We start from the raw sequence: 18,416 nt of genomic DNA, 5'->3' as shown, positions 1-18,416 counted from the left end.
TGTTATTCTGCTGTTTTAACTGTACTGTTTTTAAAAATGGAAGTAAAACAAATCCATAGTATGGCGCAAGTTGATTGCACGGTCTGGAATCGACTTGCGGGCGACGCCTATCCGTTTTTACGGCATGAGTTTTTGTCGGCGCTGGAGCAAAGCGGTTCGGTCTCTGAGCAAACGGGTTGGGAGGCTGCGCATTTACTGGTTACGGAGGCAGATGAACTGGTTGCTTTTATGCCCTTGTACCTTAAGCGGCATTCCTGGGGCGAATATGTGTTTGACCATCAGTGGGCCCAAGCTTATCAGCAGCAGGGCATCGATTATTATCCAAAATGGCTGACCGCCATCCCGCTGACGCCTTGCCAGGGCGAGCGTATTGTTTTTGCAGAGGCTGTCAATCCGGTTGAGGTCATGCAATTACTACTGGATTTTATAAAACAGCTGTCAGATAAGCTGGGCATTTCTTCATGGCATTGCTTGTTTCCTGTCGAGCAACAGGCAGAGCTGTTACGGTCATTGGGCTTGAGTATTCGCGAGGGCGTACAGTTCCACTGGTTTAACCGGGGTTATGGTGACTTTAACGATTTCCTGCAAACCTTGAATGCCGGTAAACGCAAAATGCTCAAGCGCGAACGCCGCCGGGTCAGCGAACAGGGCGTCAGTTTGTTGCGTATTGCCGGGCCGGATGTCAGTGAAGTGCAATGGCGGGCGTTTTTTCAGTTTTACACAATGACCTATTTAAAAAGAGGCTCGCAACCTTATTTGAATCCGGCGTTTTTTCAGCAAATAGCCGCAACCATGGGTGAACAATTATTGCTGGTGTTGGCGGTTAAAGATGATAACTACATTGCCGCCGCATTAAGTTTTGTTGGTGCGGATACCTTGTACGGCCGCTATTGGGGCTGTCACGAAGAATACAATAGCCTGCATTTTGAAGTCTGTTATTATCAGGGACTGGACTATTGTATTGAGCATAGCTTAAAGCGGTTTGATTCAGGCGCCCAAGGCGAACACAAGATTTCGCGCGGATTTGAGCCGATCACTACGTATTCCGCGCACTGGATCAAGGATGCCCGGTTTGCCAAAGCGATCGATCATTTTTTAGTCAGGGAGCAGCAAGCCACACGGCTTTATAAACAGGATGCCGCCTCTTATCTGCCGTTTAAGCAGTCGCTATGAGAGGGTTACGAATTAATTAAATAGAGGACTAATTTATGAAAATAATGATGTATATCTGGATTTTGGCTTTAGTTATTTCAGGATGTGACGGCGAGGGCATGAAAATGGACAGGAAAGTAGCGCAACAACCCACTTCATTGCAGTAATTTTTTCTACCGGCTTGAAAATAAATCACTATAACAACGCAAAGAGGCACGATGATGAAACAATATAATTGCTTGTGGTTTTTGATGTTAATGATGGTTACCGGCGCTTCATGGGCTTACGGTAGCGGCAGTAGTTCAAAAGCCTGTGCCAAACCCGAGTTTACCCATTTTACGCCCGCTGAAAACACCGAAGTTGCAGCGGGATCAGCTTTTTCTTTCACCGCGTCTGCAAACACTTACTCCAATACGATCAAGGTTGCAGTCAAAGGGCTCCCGGCTACCCTCAACGTCACGCCCAGAACTGAAGGCGGTTTTCAGGTAAGTGGGACAATACCGGCGTCGTTAAAAGGGGTTTACGCCAGAATTGCTATCACTGCCGATGGACAAAATAATTGCAAGGGCGATGGCGGCTGGTTGGTGAAAATTGCCGAATAATTCTTAAAGCGCCATGATCCGATAATTGCCCCAATGGCGCTTGTTTACGATCATAATGACAATAAGAAATTTATTGCAACCTGCATAACGTTTTGTAAAATTACCCGACTTTTTATCAATCCCAAATTTTAAGAGTAACTGATTATGCAAAATAATTTCACTATCCGACCGAATCTAATTATCACTTGCTTGGCTTTACTACTCGGCGGTTGCGCGTCCGATCCTGCGCCTGCACCCATTCTTTCCGGCGAGCAAATGCTGAGCGAAAGCCAAGGTATAGCAAATTTGGGCGATAGATGGAAAAAAGGTAAGCAGTTGGTTGAGCGCGGTAATGTGTTGGTTCGCGAAGGCCAAAATAAAATTGCTGAAGGTAACCGACTGATTGAAGAAGGCGAAAAAGCGAAGCTCGAAAGTGAGGAAAGTTATAAAAACATAAAAAAATAATCTGCCCTGGAATCACTGGGGTTTGACGCAAAATGTGTCAAACCGGGAGATAATTTATTTTTTTCAATCGCAATCGCTGAAAATCTTGGAAGCGGAGCACCGCGTAGCGAAGATTTTTAGTCCGCAGAAGCGATAGCGCATGTGTTTTCACGAAGCGCTTTTTGCGTAGTGAAAATGCAGGCTTTCCGACATCGCGTCGAGTCATTGCGAGAATGATGTTGGATACCCCTTGCTGGGTATCCAACGAATGAAGCAGGACGGCTGGGGCCGCCGGAGGCATTGGCTGCCGCGTAATTTTTGCCGCTTGCTTGGGCTGGGATGCCCAAAACAAGCTTTCGCAAAAATAGCGGCACTTTCAATCCCACGATCAGTTTTAAAAGCGCCCACTTTCCATTACGTTGTCTCCTCTCCGACCTTGAAATTCTTGGAAACAGTGGGCGTTAAAGTCGATCATGCTACACCCCGTCCGCTATTCATCGTCCTTAATCATGGGCGCTAAAAACCGTAAACGTATTGTTGCGGTTTACCTGTATCAAGCTGTCACCGATTCATGGTGGTTGAAAAAAACCGTTTTACTGCGGTTTTTTTCAACCATTAATCTCTTCCCCATCCGTTTCAATCTATTCTTGTTCAGCGATTAGCCTTGATTTTACTCATGTTATTCGAGTCGGCAATTTATGGCATGGAAATGGCTTAATAATTTGTAAGTTGTTGTTAAACGTTTTCATGTTGACATGAATGCGTAGAATAAATATTTAACTTACATTGATAGGGGTGGATTACCATGATATTCGATATTGTACTTGCAGGTGTTTTTTGTATAGCTGTTTTTTACGCTCATGTTTTTATCAAAAAAATAATGACTGGCGAATTAAACTCATAAACAGACATTTTTGAAACATGCTGAAGCGGTCAATGGAAAGTTAAAGCCGGTTGGATTTGGAACCAGGGTGAATACAACCGGCTGCGCTTCGCTCGATATGTTTAAGGAGGTATTCTGAACTAATACGTTTTCACTTTTTCGGATAACCGACGCTCTGCGCTGCAACAATCCATTGCGTTGGATTGAGCTTCATGGCTTTCGCCAAGGCTTCCTTATCAATCGAGCCTCGAACAACGGTCGCCAGATTTGCGGCGGCACAATACAGATAGACATTCTGACCGATAAAGCCGGTGTCGATTGCCGCCGCGATTTTTTTGTCTTCCTGGCTGGTGTCTGAATCCATGCGGGTGAAGTCCGAAACGTAAATCAAATTGACCGGTGCATGCCCAACAAAATCCTGTGTGCCTGTCAGCGCCCGAATGTCTTTGGCTTGAATCATTTTCAACGTATGGCTCTTTGCGTCAAACAGGTAAAGGCCGTCTGCGCTTGCCACATAGATGTCGATGTCTTGCCAATTATGCGTAGAAGGGGCGGTACGGCCTCCTGTTTCCGGACGATTGATACCGAATGCAGCCCAAAGTAATTCAGAAAGCACCTGATTAGGCAGTTTTTCCGCGCTGAACTCTCTCACGGATTTGCGTGCGCGCAGAGCTTGCATCAGCGGCATTCCTGTTTCTAGCTGGAGCTGTGGAAGTTTCATGGGACGGTTTTCCTGCGCGAAAGAGTGAGTAGCGATAAACATCAGTCCCACTACCCATAACCATTGCATCATTGATTTTTTCATGGAGTGCTCTCCTTATTTCAAGACAAGCGTTTTTGCCGGGTGACAGGTAATGTGATTATGATTTTTCCGGTCAGTTCGACGCTACTGAAAAAACAATTGCCTGGGTAGGTCGGTAGTTGAAAGTCGCTTTCCATACGGTCTCAATGTTTAACATGATGCGTGTAGTGTCGTCGAAGCGTCAAGTTGTGGTAAATGCGTATAGAAGAGTAATCGGGAGTGTGCTACGGATAATTCCGGTCATTTAAACACCGGTTTGGCTCGGCGCGTGGCCGTCCGATATTGAACGTGAAATGACCGGAAATGTGTTGATTGGTATCGAATCGATACCTGAAATGATCGTTGCAGAAGAAAGTCAGGTGTTTGCTGCTAAGAGTGTTTATAACGCCGCCCCATGCGACGTGCATGTTCGAAGTATGCCTATTGGTTGTCCATATCGGATATTTCATTGGGATAAATCTGGACAAAGACGATGCGCGATTCATTCATTTTCCTGACCACAACATCGAATTGATTAAATTCAATTCTTTGGCCTTCTACCGGAATATCGCGCAGTTTGGCCATGATGAGTCCGCCGATCGAGACCTCGTCTTCCAACTCAAGTTCTTCGTTCTCGACATCAATGCCCATGATCCGTTCCAGCGAAAATATCGGCAAGCTGCCTTTACCGATCAGTGTGCCGTCATCGAGCCGCGTCCAATCATTGTTGTTTGGGCGGAATTCGTCGCGTATCTCGCCGACCATCGCACTTAACAAATTATCCAGCGTGATGAAGCCATCCGGCTTTTGTCCTTTTTGACCAATGACTGCAAAATGTGAGGTGCCCATGCGGAATTGACGGAATAGCTCCAGCGCGGGTGCGTGCGGCGAGATGTATTGAATGGGCCGCAAGTAATGACTCAAATCCTCAATCGTCTTGCCTTCCTGCTGAGCGAAAAACAAATCTTTCAAATGAATCACCCCTAACACGTCAATACCATTCGTATCGAAATAGGGATAGCGACTGAAGCGCTTTTGAGACATGGTTTGCAGGTTTTTTTGCATTGACGCGCTACGGTGCAATGCGGCGATTTCATGGATAGGACGCATCAGGTCGGACACCTCAAGTTCGCTGAAATCGAGCGTTTTCGCCAGAATATTCCATTCGTCGCGGGTAAACCGGTCGTCCGGACAGTTGCTGCGCAAAATCAGTTTAAGCTCGTCTGCCGAGTAGTGCGCGTCGTGCCGGTGAACATCACCCAAACCTAACAGGCGCAGCACTAGATTGGCGCTGGAATTCAGCAGCCAAATCGCAGGATACATCAGCCAATAAAATCCGTAGAGCGGCACGGCGCTCCATAAGCCGATCTTTTCAGGGTTACGAATCGCCATCGATTTTGGCGCAAGCTCGCCAACGACAATGTGCAGAAACGAGATCATGGAAAAGGCGAAAGCGAAGGAGATGCCGTGTATCATTTCCGGCGACGTGACCTTTATTTTGTCGAATAAAGGTTCCAGCAGGCTGGCGAACGCGGGTTCGCCAATCCAGCCCAAGCCGAGCGAAGCGAGCGTGATGCCCAACTGGCAAGCCGATAAATAGGCGTCGAGTTTGGCATGTACCTTTCCTAAAATACGCCCACGCCACCCGTGTGTTTTAATAATCGAACGGATGCGCGTTTGTCGCAGTTTGACGAGGCCGAACTCTGCGGCCACAAAAAAGCCGTTGAGTGCAACCAGCAACAAAGCGGCAATTATCGGAAAAACATTATTCATATATAAGGATTATTGAGGTCGTCGATCAAGCGTAGGGATTATTAAGGGCAGTATGCAAAATCCATACAAAAAACGGAATACAGGGGCTTAACTGTACTCTCTAAGGAGGTGTTTTAAAAGCCTTCCAGTCAGTTACCTTATGTCCTGCGCCTCTTCTTGCAGATAAGTCCGCTCCTGGTAACGCCGACTATGCCAGACAAATCCCACGGCGGTGACCAGCATCAAGGCGGCAAAAAACCAAAAATAACCGGCCCCGGCAAGACGGCTGGAACCGTCCGGGTTTTCAATGAAAAAATTCACCGCGCTGGTGAACAGGTTCCCGAGCGCAACTGCCGCCATATAAAGCGACATCACCAGGGATTTCATGGTCCTTGGCGCTTGAGTATAGGAAAACTCCAGGCAGGTGATCGACACCATCACCTCGGCGGAAGTCAGCAATAGATAGGCCGGCAACTGCCAGCAGATGTTAGGTTGCAATCCTGCGTCTATGCGCATCTGAATACCGGCGATCAGTACAAACGATAATACCGCGACAAACAAACCGATGGCGATTTTGTTCAGATAGCCCAAGTGCAAATACCGGCCCAGCGCCGGATATAGCCGCCGGTAAAACAATGGCGTGAGCAGGACGATCAGCAACGGATTGGCGGCTTGAATCTGCGAGGGCAAAATCTCGATGCCGAATACCCGCCTATCCATGTGTTGCGCCTGCAAGACCCAGGATGAACCGTTTTGGTCGAACAAGGCCCAAAACACCGCAATGAACAAATAAATTCCGCTTAACCGGCCCAGACAACGCAAACCTTCGCCGCTCAAGGCCTCGCGCACAAAGCCCATACCGGCGGCAGGTATGTGCACAAACCGGTATCGTCCCGACCGGAATATCACCGTCGCCAACAGCATCAACACGCCGGGCAGCAGAAATGCGATCGATGCGCCGTAGGTTTTGAGCAGCCAAGGCACCAGCAACATGGCGACAAAAGCGCCTACGTTAATCGTCAAATAAAACCAGCTGAATACCTTGCCAAGCCAATGCTGATTACCGGTGCCGAACTGGTCGCCGAGATGCGCGGACACGCAGGGCTTAATGCCGCCTGCGCCCAATGCGATCAAGGATTGCCCGACCAGCAAACCGGTTCGCGTGTCGTCCAGCGCCAGGCAAAAATGGCCGAGGCAATAGACGATCGACAACGAGATGATGGTACGGTACTTGCCCAATAAACCATCGGCCAGCAACGCGCCTAAAAATGGCGTGAAATAAGTAATGGATACGAATAGATGGAAATACGCCGTGGCCTCGTTTGACGTCATAGGCGCAAGCTTGCCGTCGGCATCCATCAGGTATTGCGTCATGAACACCACCAGAATTGCCCGCATGCCGTAATAGCTGAAGCGTTCGGCGAGTTCGTTGCCGATGATAAAAGGAATACCTGCGGGTATTTCAGCGGAATGGACGGGAGCGGTAAGGTATGGTTTTTTCACAAAATGATACGTCTCATGGATTTTGATGGCATCTTCTCATAGCGTCATGGAACATGCCGGTTAACGCTGGAACGAGAGCGAGGCATCCAAAATGAAAGATGTTGCGCCGGAAAAGCGTTAATCACAAGTTTCATGTTCCTTGGATATTGAATAAAACATAGTCCGTATGGCCGCCGTGGTATCCCGTTTGCGTGCCAAATCGAAATGCGTCGCTCGATAGTTAATAGGACATCTCCATCAATAAGCCTGAGACAACGGCACCCACTAAAGTGCCTCCGACTCTGATAGCCAAAGCTCGACCGCCAATGACCCATGAAAAAATACCTTTAATGCCTGAATTAACGAATACCGCAATAAGAATTGCGTTGGCGGCGACGCTGACGTTCAGTCCGTCATTGCTCATTTTGGACATCGAAAGAGTAATCGGATCAACATCCGCCAAACCGGACGTCGCGGCTAGAAAATAAGTGCCCATATCACCGAAATAAACTTTTAGCAGTTTGGACAGCAACATGATGATGACTAAAAATGCACCGAACTTCAACGCCATTCCTAATTGAAAAGGATTTTCCAGTTTTATTTCTTCAATGGTTTGGAAGCCTCGGTCGCTTCGCCATAATAGAAAAGCAACCAGGTATGTAAATATGGACATGACCAGCAGGGCAGGGAACAACACCAGGAACAAGGCCGGATTCATCACCGAGGTTAGCAGCAGCGTGCGGGCAAACATGGTGGCGCAGGCCGTTAAAATGCCCGCGGCCAGCACCTTGCCCATATCCGGATATTGCGTTGATAATTTGGACAGATTAAGCGTAACGGCTGTAGAAGAGACTAATCCTCCCAGCGCTCCGGTCAAAACCGGTCCATGCTGATTGCCGACAATCTTGACGGCAAAATAGCCCAGATAGGAAATGCCCGCAATCAGTACCACCATCCACCAAATATGATAGGGATTAAAGGCGGCCCAGGGGCCATAGTCCTGGTCCGGCAGGATCGGCAGTATAACGACCGAGATCAACAGCAATTTCAGCGTGGCATGCAATTCGTGCTGCTCCAGTTTTTTCATCCAACCATGGAGCAAGGGCTTAAAGCCGAGCAGTGAGGTAATGACCACGGCACTTGCCGCAGCAAGGGTAATATGACCGAAAACAGTTAACGCACCCAACGTAAAGGTAGTCAGCGATGCGATGGTGCCGGTGATGCTGTAGTCTTTAAATTTGTCGAGACTTTTACTGTAAGCAAGCAGCAAGACTGAGGTCAGGCCCAGAAAAACAAAGCCCATCAAATAAGTGTCCACTTGTTGAGCCAGGATGCCCGACAAGCCGCCCAGCAAGCTAATCATCCCGTAGGTGCGCAGCCCGGCAACCCGCATGCCCTCATTCAGGTCGCGGGTACGCCAGCCGCGTTCCAGGCCGATGAGTAAACCTATTGCCAGTGCAATACCCAGAAACTTGAAGTTTTCCAGATCAATCATGTGTGTAAACCCCAGACATCGGTAATAATCCTGTATCAGCCAATGATATTGGCCGCTTTTTTTGTTATACACCAGCTGGCGTCATTCCGACAGTTCCTTATCTGGCGTTAGGTGAGAAACATGCTGATATGCAGACCTTCCAGGTTTTAAAAACCTGGAAGGTCTGACTTGCAACGTTCTGAACAGGTGGGACGTTCGCTTGCGATTGCAGGCGAAGCCTGCAATCCGGCTATCAGCCGGCGCCTGGACAGCTTTTGCGCGGGGAGGTTTCGCTCTCGTTCCCACGCGCTGCGCTCATCGTTATATACAAATGCTCAAGTACACCTCGTTCCCACATGCTACGTGGGAATGCAGTGCTGGACGCGCTGCGTCCCGTATATTCAGACGTTGCTCATGACTCGCGGTGCAGCGCGCCCCTTGCGCTAGTTCCCAAGCTCCTGCTTGGGAATTCAGTACGGGAAGCTCTAGCTTCCCGGCTCGCAAAGCTGGAGCTTTGCTCACTGGGTTCCCAAGCGGGAGCTTGGGAACCAGCGTGTCTCTTAACTTAATGGCAGTGACGCGCTGCGTGGGAATGCAGTCAAGGCGCGCTGCGCCGCGAGTTACGATCAGCGCTCCATCGCTGAAAATCTTGGAAGCGGAGCACCGCGTAGCGAAGATTTTTAGTCCGCAGAAGCGATAGCGCATGTGTTTTCACGAAGCGCTTTTTGCGTAGTGAAAATGCAGGCTTTCCGACATCGCGTCGAGTCATTGCGAGAATGATGTTGGATACCCCTTGCTGGGTATCCAACGAATGAAGCAGGACGGCTGGGGCCGCCGGAGGCATTGGCTGCCGCGTAATTTTTGCCGCTTGCTTGGGCTGGGATGCCCAAAACAAGCTTTCGCAAAAATAGCGGCACTTTCAGTGCGATTGATAAGCTCAGGTTTCGGGAAGTTATTATCGACCAAGCCCCAAGTTGAATATTTCATGTGCATAACTCCAGTGGTTTATACTTTCCCGCATCACTTTTACAGCCCATAACGACCAAGGCCAACCCTATGAACGAATGGTTTTTTTCTTTTGAAAATGTAACCGGCGGACCCTACGCGCTGGATTATGCAAAAACGTTTGCCCGTGAACATCAGGGCGCTTATTGTTGGCGTCAGGGTTTACCCGACTGGATTCCCGTCTATGACGCGACTGAAATCAGGCCGATGAAAAAAGACGGGGTCACGCCTTTTCCGCCGACGCCCGCCGCTATGATGTCACCCAAGCCGACCACCTTGCCGGTCGTCACCCCGCTTGCTAATCCGGTCGATGCGCAGGCGTCGAGCATCGTTGCCCAGTCTTCCAGCGGTTTTGGCCGGGATTCGGTCACCGAAGGCATTGATTTTAAAATAGTCGGCCATGAAATGCAGTTTGTGGAAATCGAACTGGATCCAGGCGAGAGTGCGGTCGCAGAAGCGGGGGCGATGATGTACAAAAGCGCGGATGTCAAAATGGAAACCGTTTTCGGCGACGGCTCCGCATCGCAACAAGCCGGTATTATGGGATTATTACTGGGCGCGGGTAAACGCTTGCTGACTAACGAAAGCCTGTTTATTACCGTGTTTACGCAAACCGCGCAGTGTAAAGGCAAGGTGGCATTCGCGGCGCCTTTTCCGGGCACCATTCTGGCCTTAAATTTGAAAGACTACGATAGAAAACTGATTTGCCAAAAAGACAGTTTTTTGGCGGCCGCCAAAGGTGTGCAAATCGGTATTCATTTTCAACGCCGTATTTTAACCGGGTTGTTTGGCGGCGAAGGTTTCATCATGCAAAAGCTGGAAGGCGATGGCTGGGTATTTGTCCATGCCGGTGGCTGCCTGCAAAGAATAGAACTTAGCGCTGGTGAAACGCTGCATGTCGATACCGGCTGTTTGGCGGCTATGACCAGCAGCGTTGATTTTGACATTCAACAGGCAAGCGGCATTAAAACCATGTTGTTTGGCGGCGAGGGCTTGTTTTTTGCCAAATTGACCGGCCCCGGCACGGTTTGGCTGCAAAGCCTGCCGTTTTCTCGTTTGGCAGGCCGAATGTTTTCAGCAGCGCCGCAAGGCGGCGGCAGGCAGCAAGATGAAGGTTCAATTCTGGGCGGTTTGGGTAATTTGCTAGGCGGTGATTGATCGGGCCGTAGAGCAAATCCAAGAAAGTTATTATCCACGAAAAGCACGAAAAATGGCTGGGAAAACTTTAATGTTATCAGGAATAAAGTGCTGTATTTGACGTACATGGATAAATGGGCCGAATGAGGAATTCTCTCTGAATGCAACAGTCAAGCAGATTGAGTTATAAAACTTTTCGTGCCTTTTGTGTTTTTCGTGGACAGTGCAGTTAAAGATTAGCAGCCTGCCGCTCTTGTACTTGACCGTTAACGCCGATTAAAACCGTCGTTGCCAGCGCGTAAAAAATACCATGCTCAACGATGCCGGGGATACTGTTTAAAATGTCGTTGAGTGCTTCAGCATCGATATGCTCGGCAAAGCGCATATCCAATATTAGACTGCCATGCGAGCTTATCGCATAACCGTTTTTATTGGCGTTTTGGCGTAAATCGCCTTGGCCGCCGATCGCTTCCAGCTGCTTTTTAACCAGTTGCCAGGCAAAAGGCATCACTTCGATGGGGATCGCAAAATGCTGGCCGATGCGCTCGACCAGCTTGTTGGATTCAACCAATACTAAAAATTGCTTACTGGCGGTTGCCAATAGTTTTTCGCGTACCAAGTCAGCCCCTTGGCCTTTGAGCAAGGTTAATTCCGGCGACACCTCATCGGCGCCATCGACATAAAGATCAACATGACTGACCTGATCGAAACCCAGCACCGGTAAGCCGAGTTGTTGCGCCTTAATCGCACTCGCAATTGAGCTGGAGACAGTGGTCACTTTAAGCCCCTGTTCGCGGCTACGCTGCGCCAGTTCCTCGATAAAACAATTTGCAGTCGAGCCGGTGCCAAGTCCTACCAGCATCCCGTCCGCCACTTGATTGGCGGCATGTTGGGCAATACGTTCTTTATCATTCATGGCTTATATCTCAATGTGAAAGGGTTGCAAAGATTCTCGTTACTTGAAAGAGATTATTCTCTCCGCCGGTTTTTATGTCCAGTATGCTGACACAAAAGTCCGTAATGGCGGTCATACTGAGAAAAAGACAGTCATGCCCGGTTTTGGGGCCTTTGAATATTTGCGACAGAACCCGGAAAAACTCTGGCATACTTAGGCTGCCGGATGAAATAGTGATAACTTCCGCTCACCGACAATAATTGACGGATGGGCGTTTGCTCAATAAAAATACATCGGCAAGCGGTACTCTGTCGTCGAACGGACGGCTTGTTTTTTATCACGGTTGGTTATGGTTGTTTTCAATATCCATATTCTGTACTGTCAGTTAATGCGTAACTTCCAAGCCTTTAAAACTATTATAAAAGAGGGTGGTTACACTTTTTTTGTTCCATGAGGGTTTCTAATGCAAAGTCAGCAAACACTTACGATCGATGGAAATCAGGCCGCCGCTACGGTAGCCCACAAACTCAACGAAGTCATCGCGATCTATCCCATAACGCCGTCGTCGAATATGGGCGAATGGGCCGATGAATGGTCGTCTCGCGGACAGGTCAATTTATGGGGGACGGTGCCGCAAGTGACCGAAATGCAAAGCGAGGCCGGTGCAGCCGGGGCCATTCACGGCGCGTTGCAGGCCGGGTCGATGGCGACCACGTTTACCGCCTCCCAGGGCTTGCTGCTGATGCTGCCCAATATGTACAAAATTGCCGGGGAGCTGACGCCGACGGTATTCCATATCGCCGCCCGTTCGCTGGCGTGTCAGGGCTTGTCGATTTTCGGCGACCATAGCGATGTGATGTCGGCGCGTATGACCGGTTTCGGCATGCTCTGTTCCAACTCGCCGCAGGAAGTCATGGACTTTGCGCTGATCGCCCATGCCGCAGCGCTGGAAGGCCGCATTCCGCTGATGCATTTTTTCGACGGATTCAGGACCTCGCACGAAATCGCCAAGATTAGTCTGCTGGATGACGATGTGATGCGGGCCATGATTAACGAAGAGTGGGTCGTGGCGCACCGAAGTCGGGCCTTATCGCCCGATAACCCGGTGCTGCGCGGCACGGCCCAGAATCCCGATGTGTATTTTCAGGCCAGGGAATCGGTCAATGCCTATTATCAGGCGATGCCGGGAATCGTGCAGGCTGCAATGGATCGCTTTGCCAAGCTGACCGGCCGCTCTTATCGCTTGTTTGAGTATCTGGGTTCGCCGGACGCCGAGCGCGTCATCGTGATGATGGGTTCAGGCGCGGAGGCCGTCGCGGAGACGCTGGATTATCTTAATCGTCAGGGCGAATCGGTCGGCCTGCTTAAAGTGCGTTTATACCGACCCTTCGATGCCGCCAGCCTGTTAGCGGCGCTTCCGGCAACCTGCCGCAAAATCGCGGTGCTGGACCGCACCAAAGAGCCGGGCGCGGATGGCGAGCCGCTGTATAAGGACGTGCTTGGCGCGCTCGCTCAGGATTTTATCGGCGGCGCGGCTAAGTTTTCGGTGCTGCCGAAAGTGGTCGGCGGCCGTTACGGTCTTTCTTCAAAGGAATTCACGCCCGGCATGATCAAGGCGATTTTCGACGAATTGAAACAGGCGCAACCGAAAAATAATTTCACCATCGGCATCCACGACGATGTCACGCACACCAGCCTGGATTGGGATGCAAGTTATCGCACCGACGCCCACGCCGATACTTTTCAGGCGATGTTTTACGGCCTGGGCAGCGACGGCACGGTCAGCGCCAATAAAAACACCATTAAAATTATCGGCGAAGCGACCGATTTGAACGCCCAGGGCTATTTCGTTTACGACTCGAAAAAATCCGGTGCGATTACCGTCTCGCATTTGCGCTTCGGTCCCAAGCCGATACGCTCGACTTACCTGATTGGTGAAAACGACGCTAATTTTATCGGCTGCCATCAGACGATTTTCCTTGAACGCTACGACATGCTCGCCAATGCGGCGGAAAACGCGGTGTTTTTACTGAACTCGCCGGAGTCGGCGGAGCAGGCTTGGGCATCGCTGCCCGCTAAAATGCAGCGGCAAATGATAGCCAAAAAAATCCGTTTTTATGTGATCGACGGTTATGAAGTGGCCGAAAAAAGCGGCATGGGCAAACGCATCAACACCATCATGCAGACCTGCTTCTTTGCGATATCCGGCGTGTTGCCGGAGGAACAGGCGATTACTGCGATTAAACACGCGGTCGAAAAGACCTACGGCAAAAAAGGCCAGCATATCGTCGAGCTGAATTTCAAAGCCATCGACGAAACGCTGGCTTGTTTGCATGCAGTACCACTGCCAACAGAGGTTAGCAGTCAGTTCGAGATTCAGTCCAGGATCAGCGATGCAGCGCCCGATTTTGTTAAACGGGTAACCGGTGAAATTATTGCAGGCAGGGGCGATGCATTGCCGGTCAGTGCGATGCCGATTGACGGTACGTTTCCAACCGGCACGGCGGCTTATGAGAAACGCAATTTGGCCCTGGAAATTCCGGTCTGGGAAACCGATTTGTGTACGCAATGCGGCAAATGCGTAATGGTTTGCCCTCATTCGGTCATACGCAGCAAAATTTATTCGACTGAGGTTTTGGCAAAAGCCCCCGAAACTTTCAAACATGCGCCGATGCTGGGCAAGGATTTTCCTGCCGGCTTGGAAATCACCTATCAGGTCGCGCCGGAAGATTGCACCGGCTGTACGCTATGCGTCGATATTTGCCCGATTCGGGATAAATCCAACGCCAGCCGCAAAGCCATCAATATGCGGCCCCAGCCGCCGCTGCGCGAAACAGAACGTGACAATTGGGATTTCTTTTTGTCTATACCCGAATACGATCGCAGGCTTTTGAAAACCAACACCATCAAAGGTTCGATGGTATTGCAGCCGCTGTTCGAATTTTCGGGCGCGTGCGTGGGCTGCGGCGAAACGCCGTACATAAAACTGGCTTCGCAATTGTTTGGAGACCGCATGGTGGTTGCCAATGCGACCGGATGTTCCTCAATTTACGGCGGCAATCTGCCAACCACACCGTGGACTAAAAACGCCGAAGGCCGCGGGCCTGCGTGGAGCAATTCATTATTCGAAGACAATGCGGAATTCGGCTTGGGCATGCGCATCGCGCTCGACAAGCAAAACGAGTACGCCAAGGAGTTGCTGGCCTCGTTGCGCGAACCGTTAGGCGGCGAATTGGTCGATACGATACTGAACGCCGACCAGTCTGATGAAGCGGGGATTTACGAGCAGCGCGAGCGGGTTGCCGCACTTAAACAACATTTGTCGTCCTTGACCGGGCAGGGCGCACAAACACTGCTCCAGTTAGCGGACAGCTTGTGCAAAAAAAGCGTCTGGATTATCGGCGGCGATGGCTGGGCTTACGATATTGGTTTTGGTGGTCTCGACCATGTCCTGGCCAGCGGGCGCAATGTCAATATTCTGGTGCTGGATACCGAGGTCTATTCCAATACCGGCGGGCAAACTTCCAAAGCTACACCGTTAGGCGCAGTGGCGAAATTCTCCGCAGGCGGCAAAGCCACGGCGAAAAAAGACCTGGCATTGCTGGCGATGGATTACAGCAATGTCTATGTCGCCCATGTCGCTTACGCAGGTAAAGATACCCAAACCCTGAATGCGTTTTTGGAAGCCGAAGCCCATGACGGCCCGTCCATCATCATCGCTTACGCACCGTGTATCGCACACGGCGTGGATCTATCGAACAATCATCGGCAGCAAAACCTGGCGGTGAAAAGCGGGCATTGGCCGTTGTTCCGATTCGACCCCGGCAAAATCAAACAGGGCAAGAACCCGATGCATCTGGATTCTGCGGAACCGTCCATTCCTTACCGCGATTTCGTCAAAACCGAAACCCGTTTCAGCATGTTGTGGCAAACGCATCCCGAAGACGCGGAGCGCTTCCTGGAGCAAGCGCAGCAGGATGTTAAAAACCGCTACCATTATTACAAACAACTGTCTGAGCTGGCCTGGAACGAATCGACCAGCGTTTCAGCGGTGAAAGCCCAACTCAAAAGCGAAACTGCCAAGGAGATCGACAATGGTTGATTTAACGACTGATTATTTAGGCTTGAAGCTGGCTAACCCCTTGGTGCCGTCGGCGTCGCCGTTAAGTAGAGACGTTGACAGCGCGCGCAGACTGGAAGACGCAGGCGCATCGGCGCTGGTGATGTATTCGCTGTTCGAAGAAAAAATCGAAGCCGAGGAACATCAAATGGAGCGGTTTTTTTATAACCAATCGATAGGCCATAATGAGTCGGATTCGTTTCATCCGATGCCGGATAACATCCAAACCTATCAGGAGCAGTATCTGGAGCATTTGCAAACACTCAAGTCCGCTCTGGCGATTCCGGTTATTGCCAGTTTGAATGGCACTTCCTTAAGCGGCTGGGTCGAGTACGGCAAGCAATTGCAGCAGGCGGGCGCTGACGCGCTGGAGCTGAATATCTATCATCTGGCCGCAAATAGCGATGAAAGCGGCGACGCGGTCGAACAACGCTATCTGGACATATTGCAGGAATTGAAAGGCCAAGTCAGTGTGCCGATTGTGATGAAGCTTTCTTCGCAGTTCAGTTCGCCGATTCATTTTGCCAAGCGCCTGGAAGCCGCCGGAGCCGATGGCTTGGCGATATTCAACCGTTTTTACCAACCCGATATTGATTTGGAAACGCTGGAAGTCGTGCCGAAACTGGAGCTGTCATCCTCGGCGGAAGCGTTGTTGCGCATACGCTGGACAGCGTTGCTGTATGGACGGACCAAGCTGTCGCTTGCGGTAACCGGCGGCTTTCACCAGACGCCGGATGTATTGAAAGCGCTGTTGGCCGGAGCCGACGTGGTGCATCTGTGCAGCGTATTGCTAAAGCACGGCACAGGCCGTTTAAGCGAAATCCTGGCTGAAATGGAACAATGGCTGGCCGAGCATGAATACGAGTCGGTCAATCAACTAAAAGGCAGCGTCAGCCAGCAACACGCCATTGATCCCAGCGCTTACGAACGGGCCAATTATGTGCAGGTGTTGGATAGTTATTCCAGCCCTGCGGGGGTGTTGAGGTAGGCTTTGTTAAGGGTGCGTTTTCGATTCGCGTTCCCACGCGCTGCGTGGGAACGCAGTCAAGGCGCGCTGCGCCGCGAGTCACGAACAGTACCTTGCGTATACGGAACGTAGCGCGTCCAGCAATGCATTCCCATGCGGCGCGTCACTGCCATTAAGTTAAGGATTTTAGTGAGCGCTAGTTCCCAAGCTCCAGCTTCCCGTCTCGCGAAGCTGGAGCTTCGTTAACTGGGTTCCCAAGCTGGAGCTTGGGAACCAGCGTAATGATCACTGACTAATTTAGAAAAAATCCATTAGATGATTCTCAATAGCTAGGTCTGGCGATTATCGTCTTCAGTAACACTCAACAAGTGGAGTTAGCAAAATGACAAAACAGCGGCTGGTAAAGCAATTTTGTACCGCTCGTGACACCGCCTATCGACTGTCGAAACTGGCGCCGATAGCGTTCGAACCCGGCACGAATATTTCCGATCCCTCTGTGTTCATAGACACGACCGTTAAGTTTCAAGAAATTCAGGGCTTCGGAGGAGCTTTCACAGAAGCGGCAGCGGTAACCTTAGACAAAATGCCAAGCCACTTACGGCAAGAAATTCTGGAAGCCTATTTCTCTCCAGACACCGGCAATGCCTATAGCTTATGCCGAACCCACATCAATAGCTGCGACTTCTCGCTGGGAAATTATGCCTATACGGAAGTGGACGGCGATGTCGATCTTAAACATTTCAGCATCGAGCATGACCGGCAAGCCCTGATTCCCATGATTCGCGAGGCCATCGATTTGTCCGGCGGTAAATTAAAGCTGTTCGCTTCGCCCTGGAGTCCTCCGGCCTGGATGAAAACCAACGGCATGATGAATAACGGCGGCAAGCTTAAGCCGGAATATCGCCAAGCCTGGGCGGATTACTATGTCCGTTACATTCAGGAATACGGGCAGGAGGGCATACCGATTTGGGGGCTGACGGTGCAGAACGAGCCGGAAGCCACGCAAACCTGGGACTCCTGTATTTACACCGGCGAAGAAGAGCGGGATTTTGTCAGGGATCATCTTGGCCCAACCCTCCATGATGCCGGGCTTGGCAATGTTAAAGTGATTGTCTGGGACCACAATCGCGACCGGATGTTTGAGCGGGCCAAGGTCGTGCTGGACGATCCGAAGGCAGCACACTATGTCTGGGGCGTCGGTTTCCACTGGTATTGCGGGGATCACTTCGACAACGTGCAGCTGACTCATGACGCCTATCCCGATAAACACCTTATTTTCACGGAGGGCTGCCAGGAAAGCGGGCCGCATCTCGGTTCGTGGGATACCGGAGAGCGTTATGCCCACTCGATGATAAACGATCTTAACCGCTGGACAGAGGCATGGGTGGACTGGAACATGGTTCTCGATGAAACGGGCGGCCCCAACCATGTCGGCAATTTCTGTAGCGCGCCGATTATTGCCGATACTCAAGCCGGAGAAATACGCTATCAAAGTTCTTATTACTACATCGGTCATTTCTCCCGATTCATCCGGCCGGGGGCTCGCCGGGTGGCCTGCGCCAAAACCCTGGACAGTCTTGAAGCAAGCGCATTTTTGAATGTTGATGGGACCGTGGCCGTAGTGGCCTTGAACCGCACCGAGCAGGCAATTGACTTCGTGCTGCTAAAGAGTCAGGGATTACAGGTTAAAGCCTCAATACCGGCTCGGGGGATCAAGACTTTTGTTTTTTAATAACGGTTGGG

At 50.6% G+C, this 18,416-nt stretch carries 13 protein-coding genes; 7 read left to right on the top strand and 6 right to left on the bottom strand.

Going from position 1 to position 18,416, the window contains the following annotated elements; genetic code table 11:
• Positions 1–36 precede the first annotated feature (36 nt).
• The 3 genes from METTU_RS15225 to METTU_RS15215 all read left to right on the top strand — a co-directional run bounded on the left by METTU_RS15225 (position 37) and on the right by METTU_RS15215 (position 2,198).
• Positions 37–1,173 carry a GNAT family N-acetyltransferase gene (locus METTU_RS15225; RefSeq protein WP_006892649.1) on the top strand — a complete coding sequence of 379 codons (1,137 nt, stop codon included), beginning with the start codon at positions 37–39 and terminating at the stop codon, positions 1,171–1,173.
• 197 nt (positions 1,174–1,370) lie between these two features.
• Entirely contained in the window at positions 1,371–1,754 is a 384-nt protein-coding gene (locus METTU_RS15220) for a hypothetical protein (protein ID WP_254257981.1), read from the top strand.
• 144 nt (positions 1,755–1,898) lie between these two features.
• Positions 1,899–2,198, top strand: coding sequence for a hypothetical protein (locus tag METTU_RS15215; protein ID WP_006892646.1), 300 nt, complete (start codon positions 1,899–1,901; stop codon positions 2,196–2,198).
• Between the two features lie 1,013 nt (positions 2,199–3,211).
• Here METTU_RS15215 and METTU_RS15200 read toward each other — a convergent pair.
• The 5 genes from METTU_RS15200 to METTU_RS23310 all read right to left on the bottom strand — a co-directional run bounded on the left by METTU_RS15200 (position 3,212) and on the right by METTU_RS23310 (position 9,536).
• On the bottom strand, positions 3,212–3,865 hold the full coding sequence (locus METTU_RS15200) for a SagB/ThcOx family dehydrogenase (RefSeq protein WP_006892645.1): 654 nt from the start codon (positions 3,863–3,865) through the stop codon (positions 3,212–3,214).
• 417 nt (positions 3,866–4,282) lie between these two features.
• The gene (locus METTU_RS15195) at positions 4,283–5,614 is read right to left on the bottom strand and encodes a hemolysin family protein (protein ID WP_006892644.1); all 1,332 of its coding nucleotides are present in this window, start codon (positions 5,612–5,614) and stop codon (positions 4,283–4,285) included.
• A gap of 132 nt (positions 5,615–5,746) precedes the next feature.
• Positions 5,747–7,096: a POT family MFS transporter gene (locus METTU_RS15190; RefSeq protein WP_006892643.1), complete on the bottom strand. Its 1,350-nt coding sequence runs from the start codon at positions 7,094–7,096 to the stop codon at positions 5,747–5,749.
• A 220-nt stretch (positions 7,097–7,316) separates the two neighbouring features.
• Positions 7,317–8,570: an MgtC/SapB family protein gene (locus tag METTU_RS15185; protein WP_006892642.1), complete on the bottom strand. Its 1,254-nt coding sequence runs from the start codon at positions 8,568–8,570 to the stop codon at positions 7,317–7,319.
• Between the two features lie 744 nt (positions 8,571–9,314).
• On the bottom strand, positions 9,315–9,536 hold the full coding sequence (locus METTU_RS23310) for a hypothetical protein (protein ID WP_150107867.1): 222 nt from the start codon (positions 9,534–9,536) through the stop codon (positions 9,315–9,317).
• A 69-nt stretch (positions 9,537–9,605) separates the two neighbouring features.
• Here METTU_RS23310 and METTU_RS15180 point away from each other — a divergent pair, with 69 nt between their 5' ends.
• On the top strand, positions 9,606–10,712 hold the full coding sequence (locus METTU_RS15180; RefSeq protein WP_006892640.1) for a TIGR00266 family protein: 1,107 nt from the start codon (positions 9,606–9,608) through the stop codon (positions 10,710–10,712).
• Positions 10,713–10,920: 208 nt separating this feature from the next.
• On the opposite strand, the gene rpiA is transcribed toward METTU_RS15180, so the two are convergent.
• Complete coding sequence (rpiA, locus tag METTU_RS15175; RefSeq protein ID WP_006892639.1) at positions 10,921–11,607, bottom strand: ribose-5-phosphate isomerase RpiA; 687 nt, start codon at positions 11,605–11,607, stop codon at positions 10,921–10,923.
• Positions 11,608–12,049: 442 nt separating this feature from the next.
• Between rpiA and nifJ the strand changes: the two genes are divergently transcribed.
• From nifJ to METTU_RS15160, 3 genes are all read left to right on the top strand, one after another.
• Positions 12,050–15,688 carry a pyruvate:ferredoxin (flavodoxin) oxidoreductase gene (gene nifJ, locus METTU_RS15170; protein ID WP_006892638.1) on the top strand — a complete coding sequence of 1,213 codons (3,639 nt, stop codon included), beginning with the start codon at positions 12,050–12,052 and terminating at the stop codon, positions 15,686–15,688.
• Complete coding sequence (locus METTU_RS15165; RefSeq protein WP_006892637.1) at positions 15,681–16,694, top strand: dihydroorotate dehydrogenase-like protein; 1,014 nt, start codon at positions 15,681–15,683, stop codon at positions 16,692–16,694. The genes nifJ and METTU_RS15165 overlap by 8 nt, the downstream gene beginning before the upstream one ends.
• A gap of 361 nt (positions 16,695–17,055) precedes the next feature.
• On the top strand, positions 17,056–18,405 hold the full coding sequence (locus METTU_RS15160; protein WP_006892636.1) for a glycoside hydrolase family 30 protein: 1,350 nt from the start codon (positions 17,056–17,058) through the stop codon (positions 18,403–18,405).
• The last annotated feature ends 11 nt before the right edge of the window (positions 18,406–18,416 follow it).

The sequence above is a fragment of the Methylobacter tundripaludum SV96 genome (genome assembly GCF_000190755.2).
Taxonomy (GTDB): Bacteria; Pseudomonadota; Gammaproteobacteria; order Methylococcales; family Methylomonadaceae; genus Methylobacter_A; species Methylobacter_A tundripaludum.
The sequence above is the reverse complement of the archived record's forward strand: the minus strand, read 5'-3'. Positions and strand labels throughout refer to the sequence as shown.

Coding starts and splice junctions, on each gene's coding strand:
- METTU_RS15225 (WP_006892649.1), top strand. CDS start 37: ATGGAAGTAAAACAAATCCATAGTATGGCGCAAGTTGATTGCACGGTC.
- METTU_RS15220 (WP_254257981.1), top strand. CDS start 1,371: ATGATGAAACAATATAATTGCTTGTGGTTTTTGATGTTAATGATGGTT.
- METTU_RS15215 (WP_006892646.1), top strand. CDS start 1,899: ATGCAAAATAATTTCACTATCCGACCGAATCTAATTATCACTTGCTTG.
- METTU_RS15200 (WP_006892645.1), bottom strand. CDS start 3,865: ATGAAAAAATCAATGATGCAATGGTTATGGGTAGTGGGACTGATGTTT.
- METTU_RS15195 (WP_006892644.1), bottom strand. CDS start 5,614: ATGAATAATGTTTTTCCGATAATTGCCGCTTTGTTGCTGGTTGCACTC.
- METTU_RS15185 (WP_006892642.1), bottom strand. CDS start 8,570: ATGATTGATCTGGAAAACTTCAAGTTTCTGGGTATTGCACTGGCAATA.
- METTU_RS23310 (WP_150107867.1), bottom strand. CDS start 9,536: ATGAAATATTCAACTTGGGGCTTGGTCGATAATAACTTCCCGAAACCT.
- METTU_RS15180 (WP_006892640.1), top strand. CDS start 9,606: ATGAACGAATGGTTTTTTTCTTTTGAAAATGTAACCGGCGGACCCTAC.
- rpiA (WP_006892639.1), bottom strand. CDS start 11,607: ATGAATGATAAAGAACGTATTGCCCAACATGCCGCCAATCAAGTGGCG.
- nifJ (WP_006892638.1), top strand. CDS start 12,050: ATGCAAAGTCAGCAAACACTTACGATCGATGGAAATCAGGCCGCCGCT.
- METTU_RS15165 (WP_006892637.1), top strand. CDS start 15,681: ATGGTTGATTTAACGACTGATTATTTAGGCTTGAAGCTGGCTAACCCC.
- METTU_RS15160 (WP_006892636.1), top strand. CDS start 17,056: ATGACAAAACAGCGGCTGGTAAAGCAATTTTGTACCGCTCGTGACACC.